The organism is Mesorhizobium sp. M0159 (assembly GCF_040322295.1).
Lineage (GTDB): Bacteria > Pseudomonadota > Alphaproteobacteria > Rhizobiales > Rhizobiaceae > Mesorhizobium.
Window position 1 is genome coordinate 25,791 of record NZ_JAMYTF010000017.1, and the last position, 16,833, is coordinate 42,623.

The 16,833-nt window shown below is 63.1% G+C and carries 17 protein-coding genes and 2 pseudogenes; 7 read left to right on the forward strand and 12 right to left on the reverse strand.

The window, feature by feature from the left end; all coding sequences use genetic code 11:
* The first annotated feature begins 6 nt into the window (after positions 1-6).
* Positions 7-984, forward strand: coding sequence for a threonine ammonia-lyase (locus NKJ32_RS17925; protein ID WP_352571579.1), 978 nt, complete (start codon positions 7-9; stop codon positions 982-984).
* Positions 985-1,076: 92 nt separating this feature from the next.
* Complete coding sequence (locus NKJ32_RS17930; RefSeq protein WP_352828325.1) at positions 1,077-1,730, forward strand: glutathione S-transferase family protein; 654 nt, start codon at positions 1,077-1,079, stop codon at positions 1,728-1,730.
* Positions 1,731-1,766: 36 nt separating this feature from the next.
* Here NKJ32_RS17930 and NKJ32_RS17935 read toward each other — a convergent pair whose 3' ends face one another.
* The 4 genes from NKJ32_RS17935 to NKJ32_RS17950 are packed head-to-tail and all read right to left on the reverse strand — an operon-like array spanning position 1,767 to position 5,495.
* Complete coding sequence (locus tag NKJ32_RS17935) at positions 1,767-2,903, reverse strand: ABC transporter permease (protein ID WP_023679006.1); 1,137 nt, start codon at positions 2,901-2,903, stop codon at positions 1,767-1,769.
* Between the two features lie 8 nt (positions 2,904-2,911).
* Complete coding sequence (locus NKJ32_RS17940; RefSeq protein WP_023679007.1) at positions 2,912-3,832, reverse strand: ABC transporter ATP-binding protein; 921 nt, start codon at positions 3,830-3,832, stop codon at positions 2,912-2,914.
* Positions 3,829-4,782: an HlyD family secretion protein gene (locus NKJ32_RS17945; protein WP_352571577.1), complete on the reverse strand. Its 954-nt coding sequence runs from the start codon at positions 4,780-4,782 to the stop codon at positions 3,829-3,831. The genes NKJ32_RS17940 and NKJ32_RS17945 overlap by 4 nt, the downstream gene beginning before the upstream one ends.
* A complete protein-coding gene (locus NKJ32_RS17950; RefSeq protein ID WP_352571576.1) occupies positions 4,779-5,495 on the reverse strand; it encodes a CerR family C-terminal domain-containing protein in 717 nt (238 codons plus the stop codon). The genes NKJ32_RS17945 and NKJ32_RS17950 overlap by 4 nt, the downstream gene beginning before the upstream one ends.
* Before the next feature lie 88 nt (positions 5,496-5,583).
* Between NKJ32_RS17950 and NKJ32_RS17955 the strand changes: the two genes are divergently transcribed.
* The 3 genes and pseudogenes from NKJ32_RS17955 to NKJ32_RS17965 all read left to right on the forward strand — a co-directional run bounded on the left by NKJ32_RS17955 (position 5,584) and on the right by NKJ32_RS17965 (position 7,839).
* Entirely contained in the window at positions 5,584-6,057 is a 474-nt protein-coding gene (locus NKJ32_RS17955) for a CYTH domain-containing protein (protein WP_352571575.1), read from the forward strand.
* The gene (locus NKJ32_RS17960; RefSeq protein ID WP_352828329.1) at positions 6,054-7,001 is read left to right on the forward strand and encodes a CHAD domain-containing protein; all 948 of its coding nucleotides are present in this window, start codon (positions 6,054-6,056) and stop codon (positions 6,999-7,001) included. The genes NKJ32_RS17955 and NKJ32_RS17960 overlap by 4 nt, the downstream gene beginning before the upstream one ends.
* 41 nt (positions 7,002-7,042) lie before the next feature.
* A pseudogene (locus NKJ32_RS17965) lies at positions 7,043-7,839 on the forward strand (C40 family peptidase).
* Positions 7,840-7,965: 126 nt separating this feature from the next.
* Here the strand turns inward: NKJ32_RS17965 and NKJ32_RS17970 are convergent.
* Positions 7,966-8,769 carry a helix-turn-helix domain-containing protein gene (locus NKJ32_RS17970; RefSeq protein WP_352575308.1) on the reverse strand — a complete coding sequence of 268 codons (804 nt, stop codon included), beginning with the start codon at positions 8,767-8,769 and terminating at the stop codon, positions 7,966-7,968.
* A 115-nt stretch (positions 8,770-8,884) separates the two neighbouring features.
* Between NKJ32_RS17970 and NKJ32_RS17975 the strand changes: the two genes are divergently transcribed.
* Entirely contained in the window at positions 8,885-9,745 is an 861-nt protein-coding gene (locus NKJ32_RS17975) for an SMP-30/gluconolactonase/LRE family protein (protein WP_352575306.1), read from the forward strand.
* 36 nt (positions 9,746-9,781) lie between these two features.
* Here NKJ32_RS17975 and NKJ32_RS17980 read toward each other — a convergent pair.
* The 3 genes and pseudogenes from NKJ32_RS17980 to NKJ32_RS17990 all read right to left on the reverse strand — a co-directional run.
* Positions 9,782-10,005 (reverse strand): annotated as a pseudogene (locus NKJ32_RS17980) (sodium-independent anion transporter); the annotation flags it as partial.
* Between the two features lie 259 nt (positions 10,006-10,264).
* Positions 10,265-10,966 (reverse strand): phosphatase PAP2 family protein, encoded by a 702-nt coding sequence (locus NKJ32_RS17985; RefSeq protein WP_352620827.1) that lies wholly within the window; start codon positions 10,964-10,966, stop codon positions 10,265-10,267.
* A 14-nt stretch (positions 10,967-10,980) separates the two neighbouring features.
* Positions 10,981-11,319 carry a hypothetical protein gene (locus tag NKJ32_RS17990; protein WP_023679017.1) on the reverse strand — a complete coding sequence of 113 codons (339 nt, stop codon included), beginning with the start codon at positions 11,317-11,319 and terminating at the stop codon, positions 10,981-10,983.
* 201 nt (positions 11,320-11,520) lie between these two features.
* Between NKJ32_RS17990 and NKJ32_RS17995 the strand changes: the two genes are divergently transcribed.
* Positions 11,521-13,512 carry a PhoX family protein gene (locus NKJ32_RS17995; protein ID WP_352571568.1) on the forward strand — a complete coding sequence of 664 codons (1,992 nt, stop codon included), beginning with the start codon at positions 11,521-11,523 and terminating at the stop codon, positions 13,510-13,512.
* A gap of 100 nt (positions 13,513-13,612) precedes the next feature.
* On the opposite strand, the gene NKJ32_RS18000 is transcribed toward NKJ32_RS17995, so the two are convergent.
* The 4 genes from NKJ32_RS18000 to NKJ32_RS18015 form a co-directional block, all read right to left on the reverse strand.
* Complete coding sequence (locus tag NKJ32_RS18000; RefSeq protein WP_352828333.1) at positions 13,613-14,293, reverse strand: GNAT family N-acetyltransferase; 681 nt, start codon at positions 14,291-14,293, stop codon at positions 13,613-13,615.
* Positions 14,290-14,781, reverse strand: a complete 492-nt coding sequence (locus tag NKJ32_RS18005) for a MarR family winged helix-turn-helix transcriptional regulator (protein WP_023679020.1) — start codon at positions 14,779-14,781, stop codon at positions 14,290-14,292. The genes NKJ32_RS18000 and NKJ32_RS18005 overlap by 4 nt, the downstream gene beginning before the upstream one ends.
* Positions 14,782-14,945: 164 nt before the next feature.
* Entirely contained in the window at positions 14,946-15,707 is a 762-nt protein-coding gene (locus tag NKJ32_RS18010; RefSeq protein ID WP_352451914.1) for an ABC transporter permease, read from the reverse strand.
* Positions 15,708-15,721: 14 nt separating this feature from the next.
* Positions 15,722-16,648, reverse strand: a complete 927-nt coding sequence (locus NKJ32_RS18015; RefSeq protein ID WP_352457877.1) for an ABC transporter ATP-binding protein — start codon at positions 16,646-16,648, stop codon at positions 15,722-15,724.
* Positions 16,649-16,833 lie beyond the last annotated feature (185 nt).

The window sequence follows — 16,833 nt, forward strand, 5'->3', positions numbered from 1 at the left end:
CTAGCCATGACCACCCCTCCCGGCATCGCCGATATTCACAGCGCAGCAGCGCGATTGTCCGGACTGATCGTCGAAACGCCGCTGATCGAATCGCCGGAGTTGAACAAGCGCTTCGGCGCCAGGATCCTGTTCAAGCCCGAGACGTTGCAGCGCACCGGCTCGTTCAAGTTCCGCGGTGCATACAACAAGCTCTCCTCGCTCTCGGCGGAAGAACGCGCCCGCGGCGTCGTCGCCTTCTCGTCGGGTAATCACGCGCAAGGCGTCGCCGCCGCGGCGGCGATGTTCGGCGTCAAGGCCGTAATCGCCATGCCTACCGACGCGCCGGCGATGAAGGTCGGCAATGTCAGGAAGATGGGCGCCGAAGTGATCACCTTCGACCGGGTCCGCGACGATCGCACTGCCGTCGTCCGTTCTTACGTGGAAAAGGGCATGGTCCTGGTGCCGCCCTACGACGATCCGGCCATCATCGCCGGCCAGGGCACGATCGGCCTCGAATTGATGCGCCAAGCAAGAGCGCTTGGCGTCAGCCTCGATGCGGTAGTGGTTCCCTGCGGCGGCGGCGGGTTGAGCAGCGGCATTTCGATCGCGGTCAAGGACGCCTCGCCGGGCACCGCCGTCTTGGCCGTGGAACCCGAGCATTTCGACGACACACGCCGCTCGCTGATCAAAGGCGCCAGGGTGTCGAACGCGCCCGGCCACACCTCGATCTGCGATGCCCTTCTCGTCGCCGAGCCCGGCGCGATCACTTTCGAAATCAACCGCAAGAATCTCGCCGGCGCCATCGCCGTTTCCGACAGCGCGGTGACACAGGCGATGCGCGACGCGATGGCTTGTCTGAAGCTGGTGGTCGAACCTGGCGGTTGCGTCGGCTTGGCCGCGCTGTCGTCAGGCGAAATCGACCTTGCCGGCAAATGCATTGCCGTGGTGCTCTCCGGCGGCAATGTCGATCTCAGCACCTATGCCGAGATCATTGCTGCCGGCTAGGATAGCAACCAGTTCCAGCTCATGTGCCGATTCGAGGTGCTCAAGCGTCCGTTGCACCCGGTCGAACCGGTACCCTTCAAAGACTGAGATCAATGAAACTGTTCTTCAGCCGCAATCCCAATCCTCGCCTCGCGGTCGCGGTGGCACGGTATCTCAACGCCAAGGTCGAGTTTGAATTCGCCTCTCCCTTCGCTCCGGGCCAGGCCGAGCGATTTCGGCCGCTCAATCCTAATCTTTCATTGCCCATCCTTATAGGTTCGGGAAAAAGCCTCTGGGAGGCCGACGCCATAGCCTGTCGGCTTTCGCGCGATATGCATTCGGATTTCTGGCGCGCTGGCGACGACGAGCCCGAGATGATCCGATGGCTGAGTTGGGGGAAAGAGAACTTCGCACGAGCCTGCGATGTCGTGCATTTCGAACGCGGGACCAAACAGCGCTATGGGCTCGGCCCGATAGATCAGGCGCGGGTTGAGGAGGGCCTGAGGGACTTCAGTACCGCCGCTGCAATACTTGATGCCGAGCTTTCTGAGCGCGACTGGCTGGTCGGCAATTCGGTTTCCTACGCCGACTTTCGAATGGCGACGTTTCTGCCCTTCAACGATGTCGCCCGATTGCCGCTCGATGACTATCCCTCTGTCAGTCGCTGGTATCTTCAACTCGAAGAAATCGACGCCTGGCGCGATCCCTTCGAAGGGCTCAATGCGCCTGAATTGACACCGGTCCCGAGCCAGGCCGAGTCCGTGTGAATCTCGATCATTTGCACAAGCGGATCGAGTTCGACCCTAATCCAGCGTCCGGCGGAACCGCACCAGCGCAATACCGGCGAACAGCGCCACGAACACCACCAGCCAACCGATTTCCGTTGCCACCGCCGGCAGTTCGGCGCCCTTCAGCATCACCGCGCGGATGATGCGCAGGAAGTGCGTCAGCGGCAGCACCTCGCCAAAGACCTGCGCCCAGTCCGGCATGCCGCGATAGGGGAACATGAAGCCGGACAGCATGATCGACGGCAAGAAGAAGAAGAAAGTGAGCTGCAGGGCCTGCATTTGCGTGCGGGCGATCGTCGAGATCGTGTAGCCGAGCAGCACCAGCGCCAAGACGAAGATCAGGACCGCCGTCAACAGCAGCGACATCGACCCGGTGAAGGGGATGGCAAACAGAAGCTTCGAGGCTGCCAGCACCACCAGCACCTGCACGGCGCCGACCGCGAGATAGGGCAGCACCTTGCCCAGCATGATCTCGAGCGGGCTTGACGGCATCGCCAGAAGGTTCTCCATCGTGCCGCGCTCGGTCTCGCGCGTCAGCGCGATCGAGGTCATCATCACCATCGTCATCTGCAGGATGACGCCGAGCAGGCCGGGCACGATGTTGTATTGCGAGACGGCTTCCGGATTGTAGCGCCGGTGCACCACCACCTGGAGCTGGCCCCGGGCAGCCTCGGCCGCCGTTTCCTGCATGCCGCGTGCCCTGAGCAGCGCCTGGTTGGCGACGGTGCCGAGCGTCGAGATGGCGCCGCTGGCGACGGCCGGATCGGTCGCATCCGCCTCGATCAGAATCTGCGGGCTGTCGCCGCGCTCGACCCGCCGGGCAAAATCGGCGGGAATGGTGACGACGAAGGCGACGTCGCCGCGCGCCATCAGGAATTCGGCTTCGGCGGCACTTTGCGCGACGTGGTCGAAGCGGTAATAGCCGGTGGTCTGCAGCGCCGAAACCATGGCTCGTGTGTAAGGATCGCTGCTCATCGCCACCAGCGCTGCCGGCAGGCTCTTCGGATCGTTGTTGATGGCATAGCCGAACAGCACCAGCTGCATCAACGGCACGCCGAGCATCATGGCGAAGGTGATGCGGTCGCGCCGCATCTGGATGAACTCCTTGATCAGCAGCGCGCCTAGCCTGGCGAACGAAAAGATGCTGTTTATCCCATTTTTCATCCCATGTTGTCCTTCGAACCGGACATGAACTGGATGAACACATCCTCCAGGCTGGTCTCGCCGGGCGTCACCGTAACGCCCTCGTGCTCTTTCTCGACATCGGCGAGCGCTGCCTGAAGTGCCGTCCTGTCGGAGCCGACGACATGCAGCGTCGCGCCGAACGGCGCCACCTGGTCGACGCCGGGGCGGCCATGAAGTGCGGCAGCGACCTGATCGAGCCGCGGCCCTTGCAGGACGAAGGTGGTCAGCCCGGCATTCCTCACCACGTCCTCGACCGTGCCGGTGGCCAGCATCTTGCCGTAGGAGATGTAGCTGATGCGATGGCAGCGCTCGGCCTCATCCATGTAATGGGTGGAGACCAGCACGGTCAGGCCGCCGCTCGCCAGCCGGTGGATCTCGTCCCAGAATTCGCGTCGCGCTTTCGGGTCGACGCCCGCCGTCGGTTCATCGAGCAGCAGCAGTTTCGGCTTGTGCATGATGCAGGCGGCCAGCGCCAGCCGCTGCTTCCAGCCGCCGGACAGGGTACCGGCCAACTGGTTCCTGCGCGATGTCAGGCCGAGCTCCTCAAGCGTCTTAGCCACGTGCTCGTCGAGCGGCTTCAGCCGGTACAGCCGAGCCACGAATTCGAGATTCTCGCCGATCGTCAGATCTTCGTAGAACGAGAATCTCTGCGTCATGTAGCCGACTTCGCGTTTGATCCGCAGGCTGTCGGTGCGGATGTCGAAGCCCAGAACCGTGCCTTCGCCCTCATCCGGCGTCAGCAAGCCGCACATGATGCGGATGGTCGTCGTCTTGCCCGAGCCGTTCGGCCCGAGGAAGCCGACGATCTCGCCCTCGGCCACAGCCATAGTCACATGATCGACGACGGTCTTGTCGCCAAAGCGTTTGACCAGGCCGTGCACGTCGATGACGTTCATTTTCCGATGTCCGCCAGATCGACGTCGACGATCTGCCCGGGCTGCAAGGCGCTGGCGTCGCCCTCCGGCCGCGCTTCGACCAGATAGACCAGCTTTTGCCGGGTCTCGAGCGAGTAGATCACCGGCGGCGTGAATTCCGGATCGGGCGACACATAGCTGACGCGTGCCTTCACGCCCGACCCGCAGCCGTCGCAATGGACGTTGAGCAGCGTGCCGACGTCGACCGAGGAGAACGCGCTTTCCGGCACATAGACGCTGAGCTTCACCGCGCCGTCCGGCAGTATCGAGATAACCGGTGCCGTCGGCCCGGCCGTATCGCCGGGATTGCGGATCACGTCGTTGACCCGGCCGGGCGAAGGCGCCGTCAGCACGCGCTTCGACAGCCGCCATTGCGCTTGCTCCAGCGCCGATTGCGCCTGCCTGACCTGATTGTCGGCGGCCTTGATAGTCTCGGGCCGTGCCGGCAGGCCGCCGACCGCGAGATTGGCCTCCGCCTGGCCGACCTGCGCGTTGGCCGTCTCCAGCGTCGCGGAAGCCGTGTCGTAGTCGGCCTGTGTGCCGGTGCCGCGTTTGAACAGATCGCTGGCGCGGATGTAACGGCGTTTGGCGTCGGCGGCTTGCGCCTTGGCCATGTCGACCTGCGCCTTGAGCACCGCAATCTCTTCCGGCCGCTTGCCGACCTGTAGGTCGGCAAGTTGCGCCTGGGCCTGCGCAAGGGCCGCCTCGGCTTGTGCGATGGCGATCTTGGCGTCGGCGTTTTCCAGCGTCACCACCGGCGTGCCGGGCGCGACGCGGTCGCCGCGCTTGACCGCAATCGTCTCGACCTGCGCCACCTCGATCGGCGCGAGCAGGACGTAGTCGCCCTCGACGTAGCCGACGGCGAGCGGTGCTGCCGGCGCGCAGGCGCTGAAAAGCTGGGCGGCAAACGGCAAAGAACAGAGCAGGCTCATGATCCACGATCCTTCCGGACAGCCAAATCGCGCCGAGCTAAAATCGCGCTGAGATTGTCGGTTATTGTTGCCGCGATCTTGCCGGCCTCGTCGTCGCCGATCTCGCGCCAGCCCATCCGGCGCATAACTGCCTCGCGGCCGATGCGGAAATAGACGACCTGGCCGATCAGCGTAAATACGGTGAGTTTAGTGCGCTCGCTCTCGGCCGGCTCGCCCGTCGCCTGTTCCCAGATCAGGCAGAGTCGGTGATGCGCCGGTTCGAACACGCCATCATAGATACGGTCGAGCGCGGCGGTTGGATGCGACAGCTCACGCAGGACGAACTGTACAATCTCGCCGGCTTCCGGCCTTGCCGCGATGAAGGCGACCATCCGCTCCAGTGCGACGGCCAAATGTGCCCGCGCGGCCTCGGTGTCCGCCAATGCCGCGGCCGGCGCTTGCAGATTGCCGATCGCCTGGCCGGCAACGGTCTGGATGGTGTCGACGATGTAGTCGGCCGCGGCGTTGCGGAGCCCTTCCTTGCCGCCGAAATGATAGGCGATCGAGCCGATATTGGCCTTGGCCTCAGCCGCGATCTGGCGCGTTGACGTGCCGTCGAAACCCTGGCGTCCGAACAGCTTCAGCGCCGCGCGCACGAGTGCCGTCCGCGTCATATCCGCGGCGGTCTTGGGCGCCTCATGAGGAAGGCCGCTGGCGCTGGGCGATTTGATCATGGCCAACAATTTAATCAATCGAATGATTAAAGTCAAGTGCGGTCAAGCGGCTTGCCAACTCTGGCCGTGCGCGCTTTAGTGCCTGGCCATGGGCAAGGAAATCGAGCGTAAGTTCCTGGTCTCAGGTGACGAATGGCGGGCAATGGTCGAGGCGGACATTCATATCCGTCAATTCTACCTAGTCGCCGAACCCAGCCGCACGGTGCGTGTGCGCATCAGCAACGATGCGGCCGCCAAGCTGACGCTCAAGTTCGGCAGCCAGGCACGCGAGCGCGATGAATTCGAATATCCGGTACCTTTGGCGGAGGCGCAGGAGATGCAGGCCTTTGCCATCGGACATGTCATCGAGAAGACACGCCACCATGTTAGACACCGCGGCTATCGCTACGAAGTCGATGTCTTCGGCGGGACGCTTGCGGGGTTGGTGATCGCCGAGCTCGAGACGCCGGATGATGTACAGGACGAAATGCTGCCACATTGGCTCGGCCGTGAAGTCACCGGCGAGCCGAGATTTTACAACGCGTCGCTCGCCCTTGGGGGGATTCCGGAGATCGTCGCATGAGCTTTCGTATCGATCCGCGCATGTCGCTGACCGGAGAGGTCAGGCGCATCTTCGCCGAGGAGATCGGCAAGGCGCTTGTCCATCTGGACGCCGCGCGTGACAGGCCCGAACAGGGGCTGCACAAATGCCGCAAACGGCTGAAGAACGTCCGCGCCTTGCTGCGCCTTGTCCGTTCCGGAGACGAAACATTCTGCGTGACGGAGAATCAGTGCTACCGCCAGGTGGCGGCCCTGCTTGCCGGCCCGCGCGAGGCGACCGCACTGGTGGAAACAATCGACCGGCTGGCGGCAAGCTTTCCCGAGCAAAGTGCCGGCGATGGCCTCGGTGCCGTGCGTGACAGGCTCGTCGCGCGCCAGCATGAACTGCATGGCGGAGCAGGCCTCGATGCTGCGATAGGCGCGGCGATTTCCGCTTGCGAGAAAGGTGTCGCCCGGATCGACAAGCTCGCTCTGCCCGACCAGCCGGAGCAGGCTGCCGACGTGCTCGCCGAAGGCGCGCGCACCACTTTGCGCCGCGCCAGGAAAGCGCTGGACAAGGCGGCTTCGCGCGGCGAAGCCGATGACTTTCACGATCTGCGCAAGGCGGCCAAGACGCATGGCATGCACCTGTCGCTGCTCGGCAGGCTGTGGCCGACGCCGATCAAGACGCGGCGCAAGGCCGTCGACGAATTGGGCGAGCGGCTTGGCGAGATCCACGATGTGTTCGTCATGCGCGCGCTTCTAGATGCCGAGGACCAACCGCTCGGCCCCCCTGAGGAGACGCGGTTGCTTGCCAAGCTGCTGAAGCGCTCGGAAAAGGGCCTGAAAAAGACCTGCCTCGCCGAGGCGGCCGAGCTTTTCGGCGACAGTCCGAAGCGCTCGACGAGGAAGCTCGCCCGCAAGGTGCGCGAAGATCTCACAGCGGCACCGCAGCACGAAGACGCCGGCGCGCCTGGCGTGGGCTGATCATGGTCTAATTTGCCGCCCTGTGGTAATCGCCGTCTGGCATGACCGAGCCCGGCGACACGCTTCTGACCGACTTGGCCGCTGGCTTGCAGGCCGGCTGCAGGAGGAATCGTCCGGCTACGAGCCTTACACGCCGTCGGATGCCGAAACGCTGCGCCGCACGCTTGAGCCCGGCGACATCCTGCTCATCGAAGGTAACCAGAAGATCTCGGCGGCGATCAAATACCTCACCCAGTCGACCTGGTCGCATGCCGCCTTCTATGTCGGCGATGCATTACCGGAGCCGGAGGACGGATCGGAGCGGCGGCGCCTGATCGAGGTCACGCTCGGCGATGGCTGCATCGCCGTGCCGCTATCGCGCTATCGCAGCTACAACACCCGCATCTGCCGTGCGAGTGGCCTGGCTCCGGATGACCGCGAAGCGGTCGTCGCCTTCATGATCGGCAGGCTCGGTCTCAGATACGATCTCAAGAACATATTCGACATGCTGCGCTACTTCTTGCCGACGCCGCCGGTGCCGGTGCGCTGGCGCCGCCGCATGCTGGCTTTCGGTTCCGGCGACCCGACGCGTGCCATCTGCTCGTCGCTGATTGCCGAGGCCTATGGCCTGATCCGCTACCCGATCCTGCCGGAGATTACGCGGGCGCCTGGCCGTGCCTCGGCCCAGTCGAGCTATTCGCGCAGGGAAATCCTGCACATCCGCCATCACTCGCTCTACACTCCGCGCGATTTCGACCTGTCGCCCTATTTCCGTATTGTCAAGCCGACGCTGGAATACGGCTTCGACTACCGGCAGATGGTCTGGGATGACAAGGTGGCGAACAAGACCGCCGAATAGCCGCTCGATCTTGTGTTTGAGCAGGGGACCCTCTGAGAACCGGTTTGCTGCCGATACTCAGGGGTAAGAAGCTCAGTCAGACTGGCTGCCGCCAACAGCCCGGACTCGGTCGTTCTGCATTTAGACCTAGGCCGGCAGACGTCGTCCGTTTGCGGCAGCCGCAACTCGATCGTCCGTCCGTGCGCCTGCGTCGCGCGGATGCGGCCCGATCGGCATGATCACCGGGAACGGCGTTGCGCCGAACGCAAACGTCCATTTGTAGCCGACCAGTCCGTCTTCGGGCGTCGTGTGCTGGTCGTGATGAGCAAGCAATTTGGCGCGCTCCGCCAATTCCTCCGCCTCGCGCCTGACCATTTCCGCCGTTTCCGGCCGCATCCGCCTGGAGAAGCTGACGAACGTCGACTCGCGCTCAAGATGGGTGATGGCCCAGCCGATGAAATTCTTGTTGGTCGTCTCGAACAGCGGCCGCAATGGCCCGTCGAAATTCCACTGGATCGGCGCCTCGACCAGCAGCCTTGCCGACAGGCCGCGACCGAGCGCGACCAGGCCGAGTTCCTCGAGCTCGCGCAGATAGAGGAACATCGAAGCCTCGCTCAGCCCTTGTGAGCGCATGATGCCTTCGGGCGTGAATTTCTCGGAAAGCATGACAAAGACGAACAGCAGTGCCGGCTGCCCGGCGAGCTTGCGCTCGATCTCCGGCGCGATCTGGTTGGCGGGTCCTGGTCCTCTGTTCATAGAGCCGAGCACGTTCTCCAACTCTACGCCGGCGGCAGTGCAGATCTCCATCAGCCGGTCGAGCTTGCAGTTGCGCTCGTGGAAGATGCGCTTCACCGTCGGCTCGGAAACACCCATCCGCTCGGCAAGGACGCGATAGGTGATGCCCTTTGCCTTAAGCGTCCGCTTCAGCGCTTCGAAGATCAGGCCGTTCATGGGATGCACCTCTTTTGCACGATTTGGTATCAGCCTTCGGTACTAGTCCTGATAGATCTTCCCGAAAAGTATCGAAAGGCCTAGCTCTCCGCTAGTCCATTACAGGAGACTAGCCATGAAGAGCCTCTTCACCTCGATACTTCTCGCCCTGGTCGGCATCGCGGCCGCGCCGGCAGTTCAGGCCGCTGAACTCTGGCGCACCGGCGGCCTCGAGCAGCCTGAATCGGCGCTGTTCGACGCCGCCGGCCAGCGCGTTATCGTCTCGAACATCGTCGGTAATCCCGGCGAAGCCGACGGCAACGGCTATCTGTCGATCCTGTCGATGGACGGCAAGCTAGTCACGCAACACTGGACCGACGGCATGGACGCGCCCAAGGGCATGGCGATTGCCGGCGGCAAACTCTACGTCGCCGACATCACCCATGTGCGCGTCGTCGATCTCGCAAGCGGCAAGCTAACATCGACGATCGACGTGCCGAACGCGGTCTTCCTCAACGACGTGACCGCCGACGCGTCCGGCAAGATCTACGTCACGGATATGCTTGCCGATACGATCTATCGCATCGACGGCGACCGGCCCGAACTGTTCGTCAGGGATGCGGCGCTTGCTTCGCCGAATGGCATCTTCGCCGATGGCGGCCGGCTGATCGTCGCTTCCTGGGGCAAGGGCATCAAGCCCGACTTCAGCACCGCGGAGCCGGGCGGCCTGCTCTCGGTCGATCTTGCTACCAAGGCCGTTTCGCCACTGCCCGGCGCGGAAAAGTTTGCCAACCTCGATGGCGTCGTTGCCATCGGCGGCAGCATCTACGCCACCGCGTATATGACCGGCACGCTCTACCGCTACAAAGCCGGCGGCACGCCGCAAGCGGTTGCGACGTTCAAGCCGGGCAGCGCCGACATCGGCACCGACGGCAAGTCGACAATCTTCGTGCCGCTGATGAACGACGGCGAGATCGCGGCATTGGGCCTCGACTAAGCCAGCCATCGGCTCAGGCGGCGGGCGCGGCTTTCTTCAGCTGCGCCCGCGATCCGTGATCGAGGCGGCATAAGTCACCAGCGGCCGCTTGACGCCGTGGTTGATCAGCATGCGGCGTATCTGCGGCGAAGCGCCTGATATAATGAAGCGAACGCCGGCGCGGCTCGCCTTGTGGGCCGCACCCTCGATGACATTGGCCGCCGTTGATCGAAGAACGGCACCGCCGAACAGTCGAGGATGAAGTTCCTGCGCTGGCGCGGTCGGCGACGTCTTCCTGCACCAAGGATTGATGGTCTGCCTCCAAACATGCAGCACTCTTTGCCAGCCGATGCGCTGTCATGCTACAAACCTCGGCATCGTTTGGCGGGACATCCACTGCGATCCCGATTTCACAGGCACGACTTCAAAAGGATGAGCGGGTGAAGATATTCAAAGCGTTGGCGACCTCGACAGCCTTGCTGTCGATGGTTTTCCTGCTGGCAGGCTGCGGTCATGGCCTGATCAACAGGCTGATTTGAGTCAGGTGCCGTCGGCCCGCCCAAGCCATCGCTGCAGGAACCGTGCCGCAAGCCAGCACAGCATCGCCCAGGCAAAGCCGGCGCACCAGCCGGCCAATACGTCGGACGGCCAGTGGACGCCGAGATAGATGCGGCTGATGCCGACCACCACCGTCGTCAGCACCGCCAGCCCGAGTACATAGATCTTCGTTGTCCGCCCGGGCAAAAACCGCGCCGCCATGCTGCCCAGCGTCAAATATGTCACCGCCGACAGCATGGCGTGGCCGCTCGGAAACGAAAGCGATGCCACATCGGCGAGATGCGAGACCAGATCAGGGCGCGGCCGGTCGATGTCGAATTTCAGCACGCTTGACAGGAGCTGGCCGCCCGCTACCGCGACGAACATGAGAAGCGCCGCGCCTGGCCTGCGGATAAGGAGCAGGTAGACGATCATTGCTGCCGTGATCACCACCAGTACGCTGGCGCTGCCGAGGCTGGTGATGTCGCGCATCGCCCCTTCCAGCCACGCCGGTCCGATCGGATTGTCGGGCTGCCCGGCCTCGCGGAAGGCAAGCAGGATTTCGGTGTCGAAGGCATGCGGCGTGGTGGCCCGCGCCAGCTCCATCAGCTCCTCGAACCCCCACAGCCCGCCGGCAATGACCAGCCCGGCAAGCAGAACCGGGAACTCCAGCCAGTTGCGCAGTCTGCTTGCAATCTTCTTCATCGGCCCGATCGCAGTTACAGCCTTTGCAGATAGGGCCCGAGCGTGATCAGCGCCACAGCTGCGATGGCAAGCACGATGCCGGTTGCCTGTAAGGCATTGACGCGCTCGCCGAAGAAGACCAGCGCCACCACATTCACCGACACCAGCTGGATCACCGCCGACAGGCTGAACGACACCGACATGCCGAATTCACGGATCAGCCTCAGCATGATCAGATTGCCCAGCGAATAGAGCGCCAACGTCAGCACAATCTTGCCGAGGCTCGGCGCCAGCCCCCACTGTTTTGCGGCCATCGCCGCCAGCAGGAAGATCACCGTCGAAACGCAGAGCTGCCCAAGTCCCCAGAAACTCACTTTTGTTCTCTCCCGATGTGTCCCTACGCGCCTGCCGCAGCTCTTGTTTCCGAAGCGACGGTCGCGGTCAAGCGGGGCCGATGTTGGATACGAAATCGCAGGTGGCAATTAGCCGGCATGTCATCAAACTGTGACCTGCCGGCGATACCGGACTGGCCAGGCAACACGCTCCAGCAATCCATCCAGCCAGAGGCAGGCCCTATGACCGAACATCGCACCCCTGACGCCCATTTCCGAACCAGCCTGCTCGAGGAAAACGACGGGCCAGGAGCCAATCTCACCGACAACCGCACCATGGGTGAGATCATCGCCGCGCGGTTCTCGCGCCGCGGCTTCCTCAAGAGCTCGCTTGCCGTCTCGGCCATAGCCGCTACCGTCAGCCCGCTGGCGCTGATCACTGCCGACAACGCCCGCGCCGCCGAAGGCTCCGCCTTCGCTTTTGACGAGCTCGAGGCCGGCATCGACGACAAGCATCACGTCGCACCCGGCTATGACGCCGATGTACTGCTGCGCTGGGGCGATCCGCTGTTCGCCGATTCGCCGGAATTCGATCCGAGAAAACAGTCGGCGGAAGCCCAGGCCAGACAATTCGGCTACAACAACGACTATGTCGGCTATATCCCGATCGACGGCTCGGCCGAGCACGGCCTGCTGGTGGTCAACCACGAATACACCAATCCGCACCTGATGTTTCCGGGCCTCGTCACCATCGTCGACGGCAAGGCCAAGCAGGCGCCCCTCAGCAAGGAACAAGTCGACGTCGAGATGACGGCGCATGGCGGCACTATCGTCGAGATACGCAAGGTATCAGGCAAATGGCAGGTCGTTCGCGACGGCAAGCTCAACCGCCGCATCACCTCCAACACCGAGATCGCGCTCTCCGGCCCGGTCGCCGGCCACGACCGCGTCAAGACCAGCGCCGATCCGACCGGCACGAAGGTCATCGGCACCGTCAACAATTGTGCTGGCGGCGTCACGCCGTGGGGCACCTATGTCATGGCCGAGGAGAACATCCACGGCTATTTCTCGGGCGAGCTGCCGCAGGGGCATAAGGAAGCCGCCAATTACAAGCGCCTCGGCATTCCCGAAGGTGCCTATGAATGGGCAGCGCATTACGACCGTTTCGACATCGGCAAGGAGCCGAACGAGCCGAACCGCTTCGGCTGGATCGTCGAGGTCGACGTCCAGGCTCCGACTTCGGCGCCGAGGAAGCGCACCGCGATGGGGCGCTTCAAGCATGAGGGCGCCGAATCGATCGTCGCCAAGGATGGCCGTGTCGTCTTCTATCTCGGCGACGACGAGCGCTTCGACTATGTGTATAAGTTCGTCACCACAGGCAAGTTCGATCCGGACAACCGCGCCGCCAACATGGATTTGCTCGACGACGGCACCTTGCATGTCGCCAAGTTCGCCGAGGACGGTTCGGTCGAATGGCTGCCGATCGTCTTCGGCCAAGGGCCGCTGACGGCGGAGAACGGCTTTGCCAGCCAGGCCGACGTGCTGATCGAGACGCGCCGCGCCGCCGACCTGCTCGGCGCCACCAAGATGGACCGTCCGGAAGACATCCAGCCCAATGCCACCAACGGCAGGGTCTATGTCATGCTGACCAACAATTCGAAGCGCAAGGCCGACCAGGTCGACGCCGCCAACCCGCGTGCCGAAAATGCCTTTGGCCACATCATCGAGATCGTCGAGGACGGCGGTGATTTCACCGCGACAAAGGGCAGGTGGGAAATCCTGCTGAAATGCGGCGATCCCGCTGTGGCCGACGTCGGCGCCACCTTCTCGACCGCAACCACCGCCAATGGCTGGTTCGGCATGCCGGATAATTGCGCGGTCGATTCGGCCGGCCGCCTCTGGGTCGCCACCGACGGCCAAGGCCCGAAAGCCACCGGCCGCACCGATGGTCTGTGGGCTGTCGATACGGAGGGGACGGCACGGGCGACATCAAAGCTGTTCTTCCGCGTGCCGATCGGCGCCGAAATGTGCGGTCCCCTGTTTGCGCCGGACGACCAGACCGCCTTCGTTGCCGTCCAGCATCCGGGCGACGGCGGCGAGGACTGGGAGGCTTTCGGCCGTCCGTCCTACTATGAGGATTTGTCGACGCGCTGGCCCGACTTCAAGCCGGACATGCCGGTGCGCCCGGCGGTCGTTGCCATCACCAGGCAAGGCGGCGGCAAGATCGCGGTCTGACACGCAGCCAGCTCTTGCATCTCGAGGAAGGATTTCGGCGACACGAAATCCTTCCTTGAGATACGGGATGCATCCATGCTGCGCATCATGCGCCGACTAATCATTCGGTGCGCTGAACCACGGCGACATTCATTGTGCTTCGCAACCTGAAGCCGATGGACTCGTATAACGCTATGGCCGCGGCGTTGCTGGCATAGGCGTGGAGATAGGGAACTTCGCCGCGCGCCACTATCCGGTTTGCCACGAATAGGGACAGCAGCTTGCCCAGGCCACCGCCGCGAAATTCCGGATGTGAGCACACCCCGCTGAGTTCGATATAGCCAGGTTGCTTCGTGCGCTCACCGGCCATTGCCGCAAGCCTGCCCTCGATTTTCACACCCCAAAAATCGCCCAGGCTCAAGGCTTCGAGCGTGAATGGGCCAGGCTTGGTGAGCAATGCCAGGGCGAGCATCTCAGCAGCATCGTCTCGGGTCAGACGATGCACGCGCGGGTCGGAGACGATCTGCAATGGCTGCTCGGCGATCATCTGAACCCCGGCTGCGGTCGAAGTCGCGGAAAGCCCCGTGGGCAGAGCAATCGCGTCCGCTTGAAGCAGGATCACACTCTCGCCCGGGGAGACAAGGTTTTCGAGCGCCCGCAGGCTTTCCGGGTCGTCCGCGCCAGTGGCGGCGAAAGGGACGATCGACGGCCGATATCGCATGGCGAGGTTGTCACCCTCCGCGAAGGCCCGATGTCGCGTCTGAAGCGCGCTCCAGATAGGGCGGTCGAGCAGATGTCTCATTGCGCGGCACCCTCAGGCTTATTTACACGACGGTCGAGAGGGGCAGCGGCGAGGCCGTCCTCGATGGCAGCCAGCTGCTCAAGAAGCGGCCCCGAAAAACCTGCGCACAAATCCGCAACCACGTTCTCGATGCAAGGCCAGACGTCGCGCTTTGCGACATCGACCAGCCGCCGGCCGTCCCGAGTAAGCGAGACGATCCTGCGCCGCTGGTCATCGGTCGACGGACTGACCTCGAGCAGTCCCAATCCGGCCAGAAGCGAGACGCTTCGCGTTACGCCTGGCTGCGCGATGCCAAGGGATTGCGCCAGTTCCCCGACCGACAGCGGACCCAGCCTGTCGAGCGCGGCCAGCAGCGGGTATTGGCTCGCCTGAACCGGGACATCCAGCCTGTCGAGCAGGCGCTGCGCCTCCGCTTGCAGTTGCTCGCCTATACGCTTCAGCCTGCTGCCCAGGCACAGGAAGCCAAGCGATCGTATGACGTCTTCCATAGGTCAATTCATCCCAACATCGATAACATGATATATAACAATGCATGAAAAGCAAGATCGAGGCATTCAAGCGCGGGTTCCAGGCATCGGGCGCAGGCCTATGTCGCCTTCGGCAAGGAAAGGTCGATCGATAAGGCTGCTTCGCCTGGACGAGGCCCGTTCGATCAGTTGCGCAGCCGGTAGCCGGTCCTGAAGATCCAGGCGACGATCGCTATGCAGATGAGCAGGAAGACCACCGTCATGCCGAGGCTGACGCCGACCGAAACGTCGGACTTGCCGTAGAAGCTCCAGCGGAACCCACTGACCAGGTAGACCACCGGGTTGAACAGCGTCACCGTGCGCCAGATGCCGGGCAGCATGTTGATCGAATAGAAGCTGCCGCCGAGGAAGGTTAGCGGCGTGATGATCAGCAGCGGCACCAGCTGCAGCTGCTCGAAGCTCTTCGCCCAGATGCCGATGATAAAGCCGAACAGGCTGAAGGTCACCGCCGTCAGCACCAGGAAGGCGAGCATCCAGAACGGATGCTCGATCGTCAGCGGCACGAACAGCGAGGCCGTCGCCAGGATGATCAGGCCAAGCACGATCGACTTTGTCGCCGCGCCCCCGACATAGGCGATGACGATCTCCAGATAGGACACCGGCGCGGACAGCAATTCGTAGATCGAGCCGACGAATTTCGGAAAATAGATGGCGAAAGAGGCGTTGGAGATCGATTGCGTCAGCAGCGACAGCATGATCAGCCCCGGTACGATGAAGGCGCCGTAGCTGATGCCGTCAATCTCGGTGATGCGCGAGCCGATGGCCGAACCGAAGACGACGAAATAGAGCGACGTCGAAATGACCGGGGAAACGATGCTCTGCAGCACAGTGCGAAGGGCGCGCGCCATCTCCACCCGATAGATCGCCCATACCGCATGAAGATTCATGGCCGCGCGCGGGTTCATGCCGGTTTCCTCACCAGATTGACGAAGATCTCCTCGAGCGAGCTGTTTTCCGTATCGATGTCGCGGAACTGGATGCCGGCCGCCTCGAGCTCGCGGATCAGCGAGGCGACGCCCGGCCGTTCGCTCTGGTTGTCATAAGTATAGGTCAGCTGTCCGCCATCCGGCGAAAGCTCCAGCGCGTAGTGCGAAAAAGTATCGGGAACGGTGGCCAGGGGACTGCGCAGTTCCAGCACAAGCCGTTTGCGGCCAAGCTTGCGCATCAGCTCGGCCTTGTCCTCCACCAGCACGATCTCGCCGCGGTTGATGACGCCGACGCGGTCGGCCATCGCCTCGGCTTCTTCGATGTAATGCGTGGTCAGGATGATGGTGACGCCGTCTTCGCGCAGCCGGCGCACCATCGCCCACATGTCCTGGCGCAGCTCGACATCGACGCCTGCCGTCGGTTCGTCGAGGAACAGGATGCGCGGCTCGTGCGACAGCGCCTTGGCAATCATCAGCCGGCGCTTCATGCCGCCGGACAGCGTGATCGCCTTGGCGTCCTTCTTGTCCCAGAGCGACAGGTCGCGCAGCACCTTTTCGACGAACGCCTTGTCCGCCGGCTTGCCGAACAGGCCGCGGCTGTAGTTGACCGTCGCCCACACGCTCTCGAAGGCGTCGATGGTCAGTTCCTGCGGCACCAGCCCGATCAGACTGCGCGCGGCGCGGTAGTCGCGGTTGATGTCATGGCCGTCGACGGTGACGGAACCCGACGAGCGGTTGACGATGCCGCAGACGATCGAGATCAGCGTTGTCTTGCCGGCGCCATTCGGCCCGAGCAGCGCAAAGATCTCGCCGCGCACGATGTCGAGATTGATCTCCTTCAGCGCCTTGAAGCCGGTGGCGTAGGTCTTGGTGACCCCGGAAATCGAGATGATCGGCTGCATGGCTGAAAACGACTGCTTGAAACAGAGTTGTTGATTTAATCCGCTGAATGTCGGTTCGCAAATCCGGATGTCAATGGCGCTCCTGACAGTTCTGGACCATCGAGGTTCGCCGGAATAGGCAACACCTGCCCGGTCGTCCAGCCAAATTCCACGCAAAAGCAGATTAACCGCACTGCGGCGTTCCG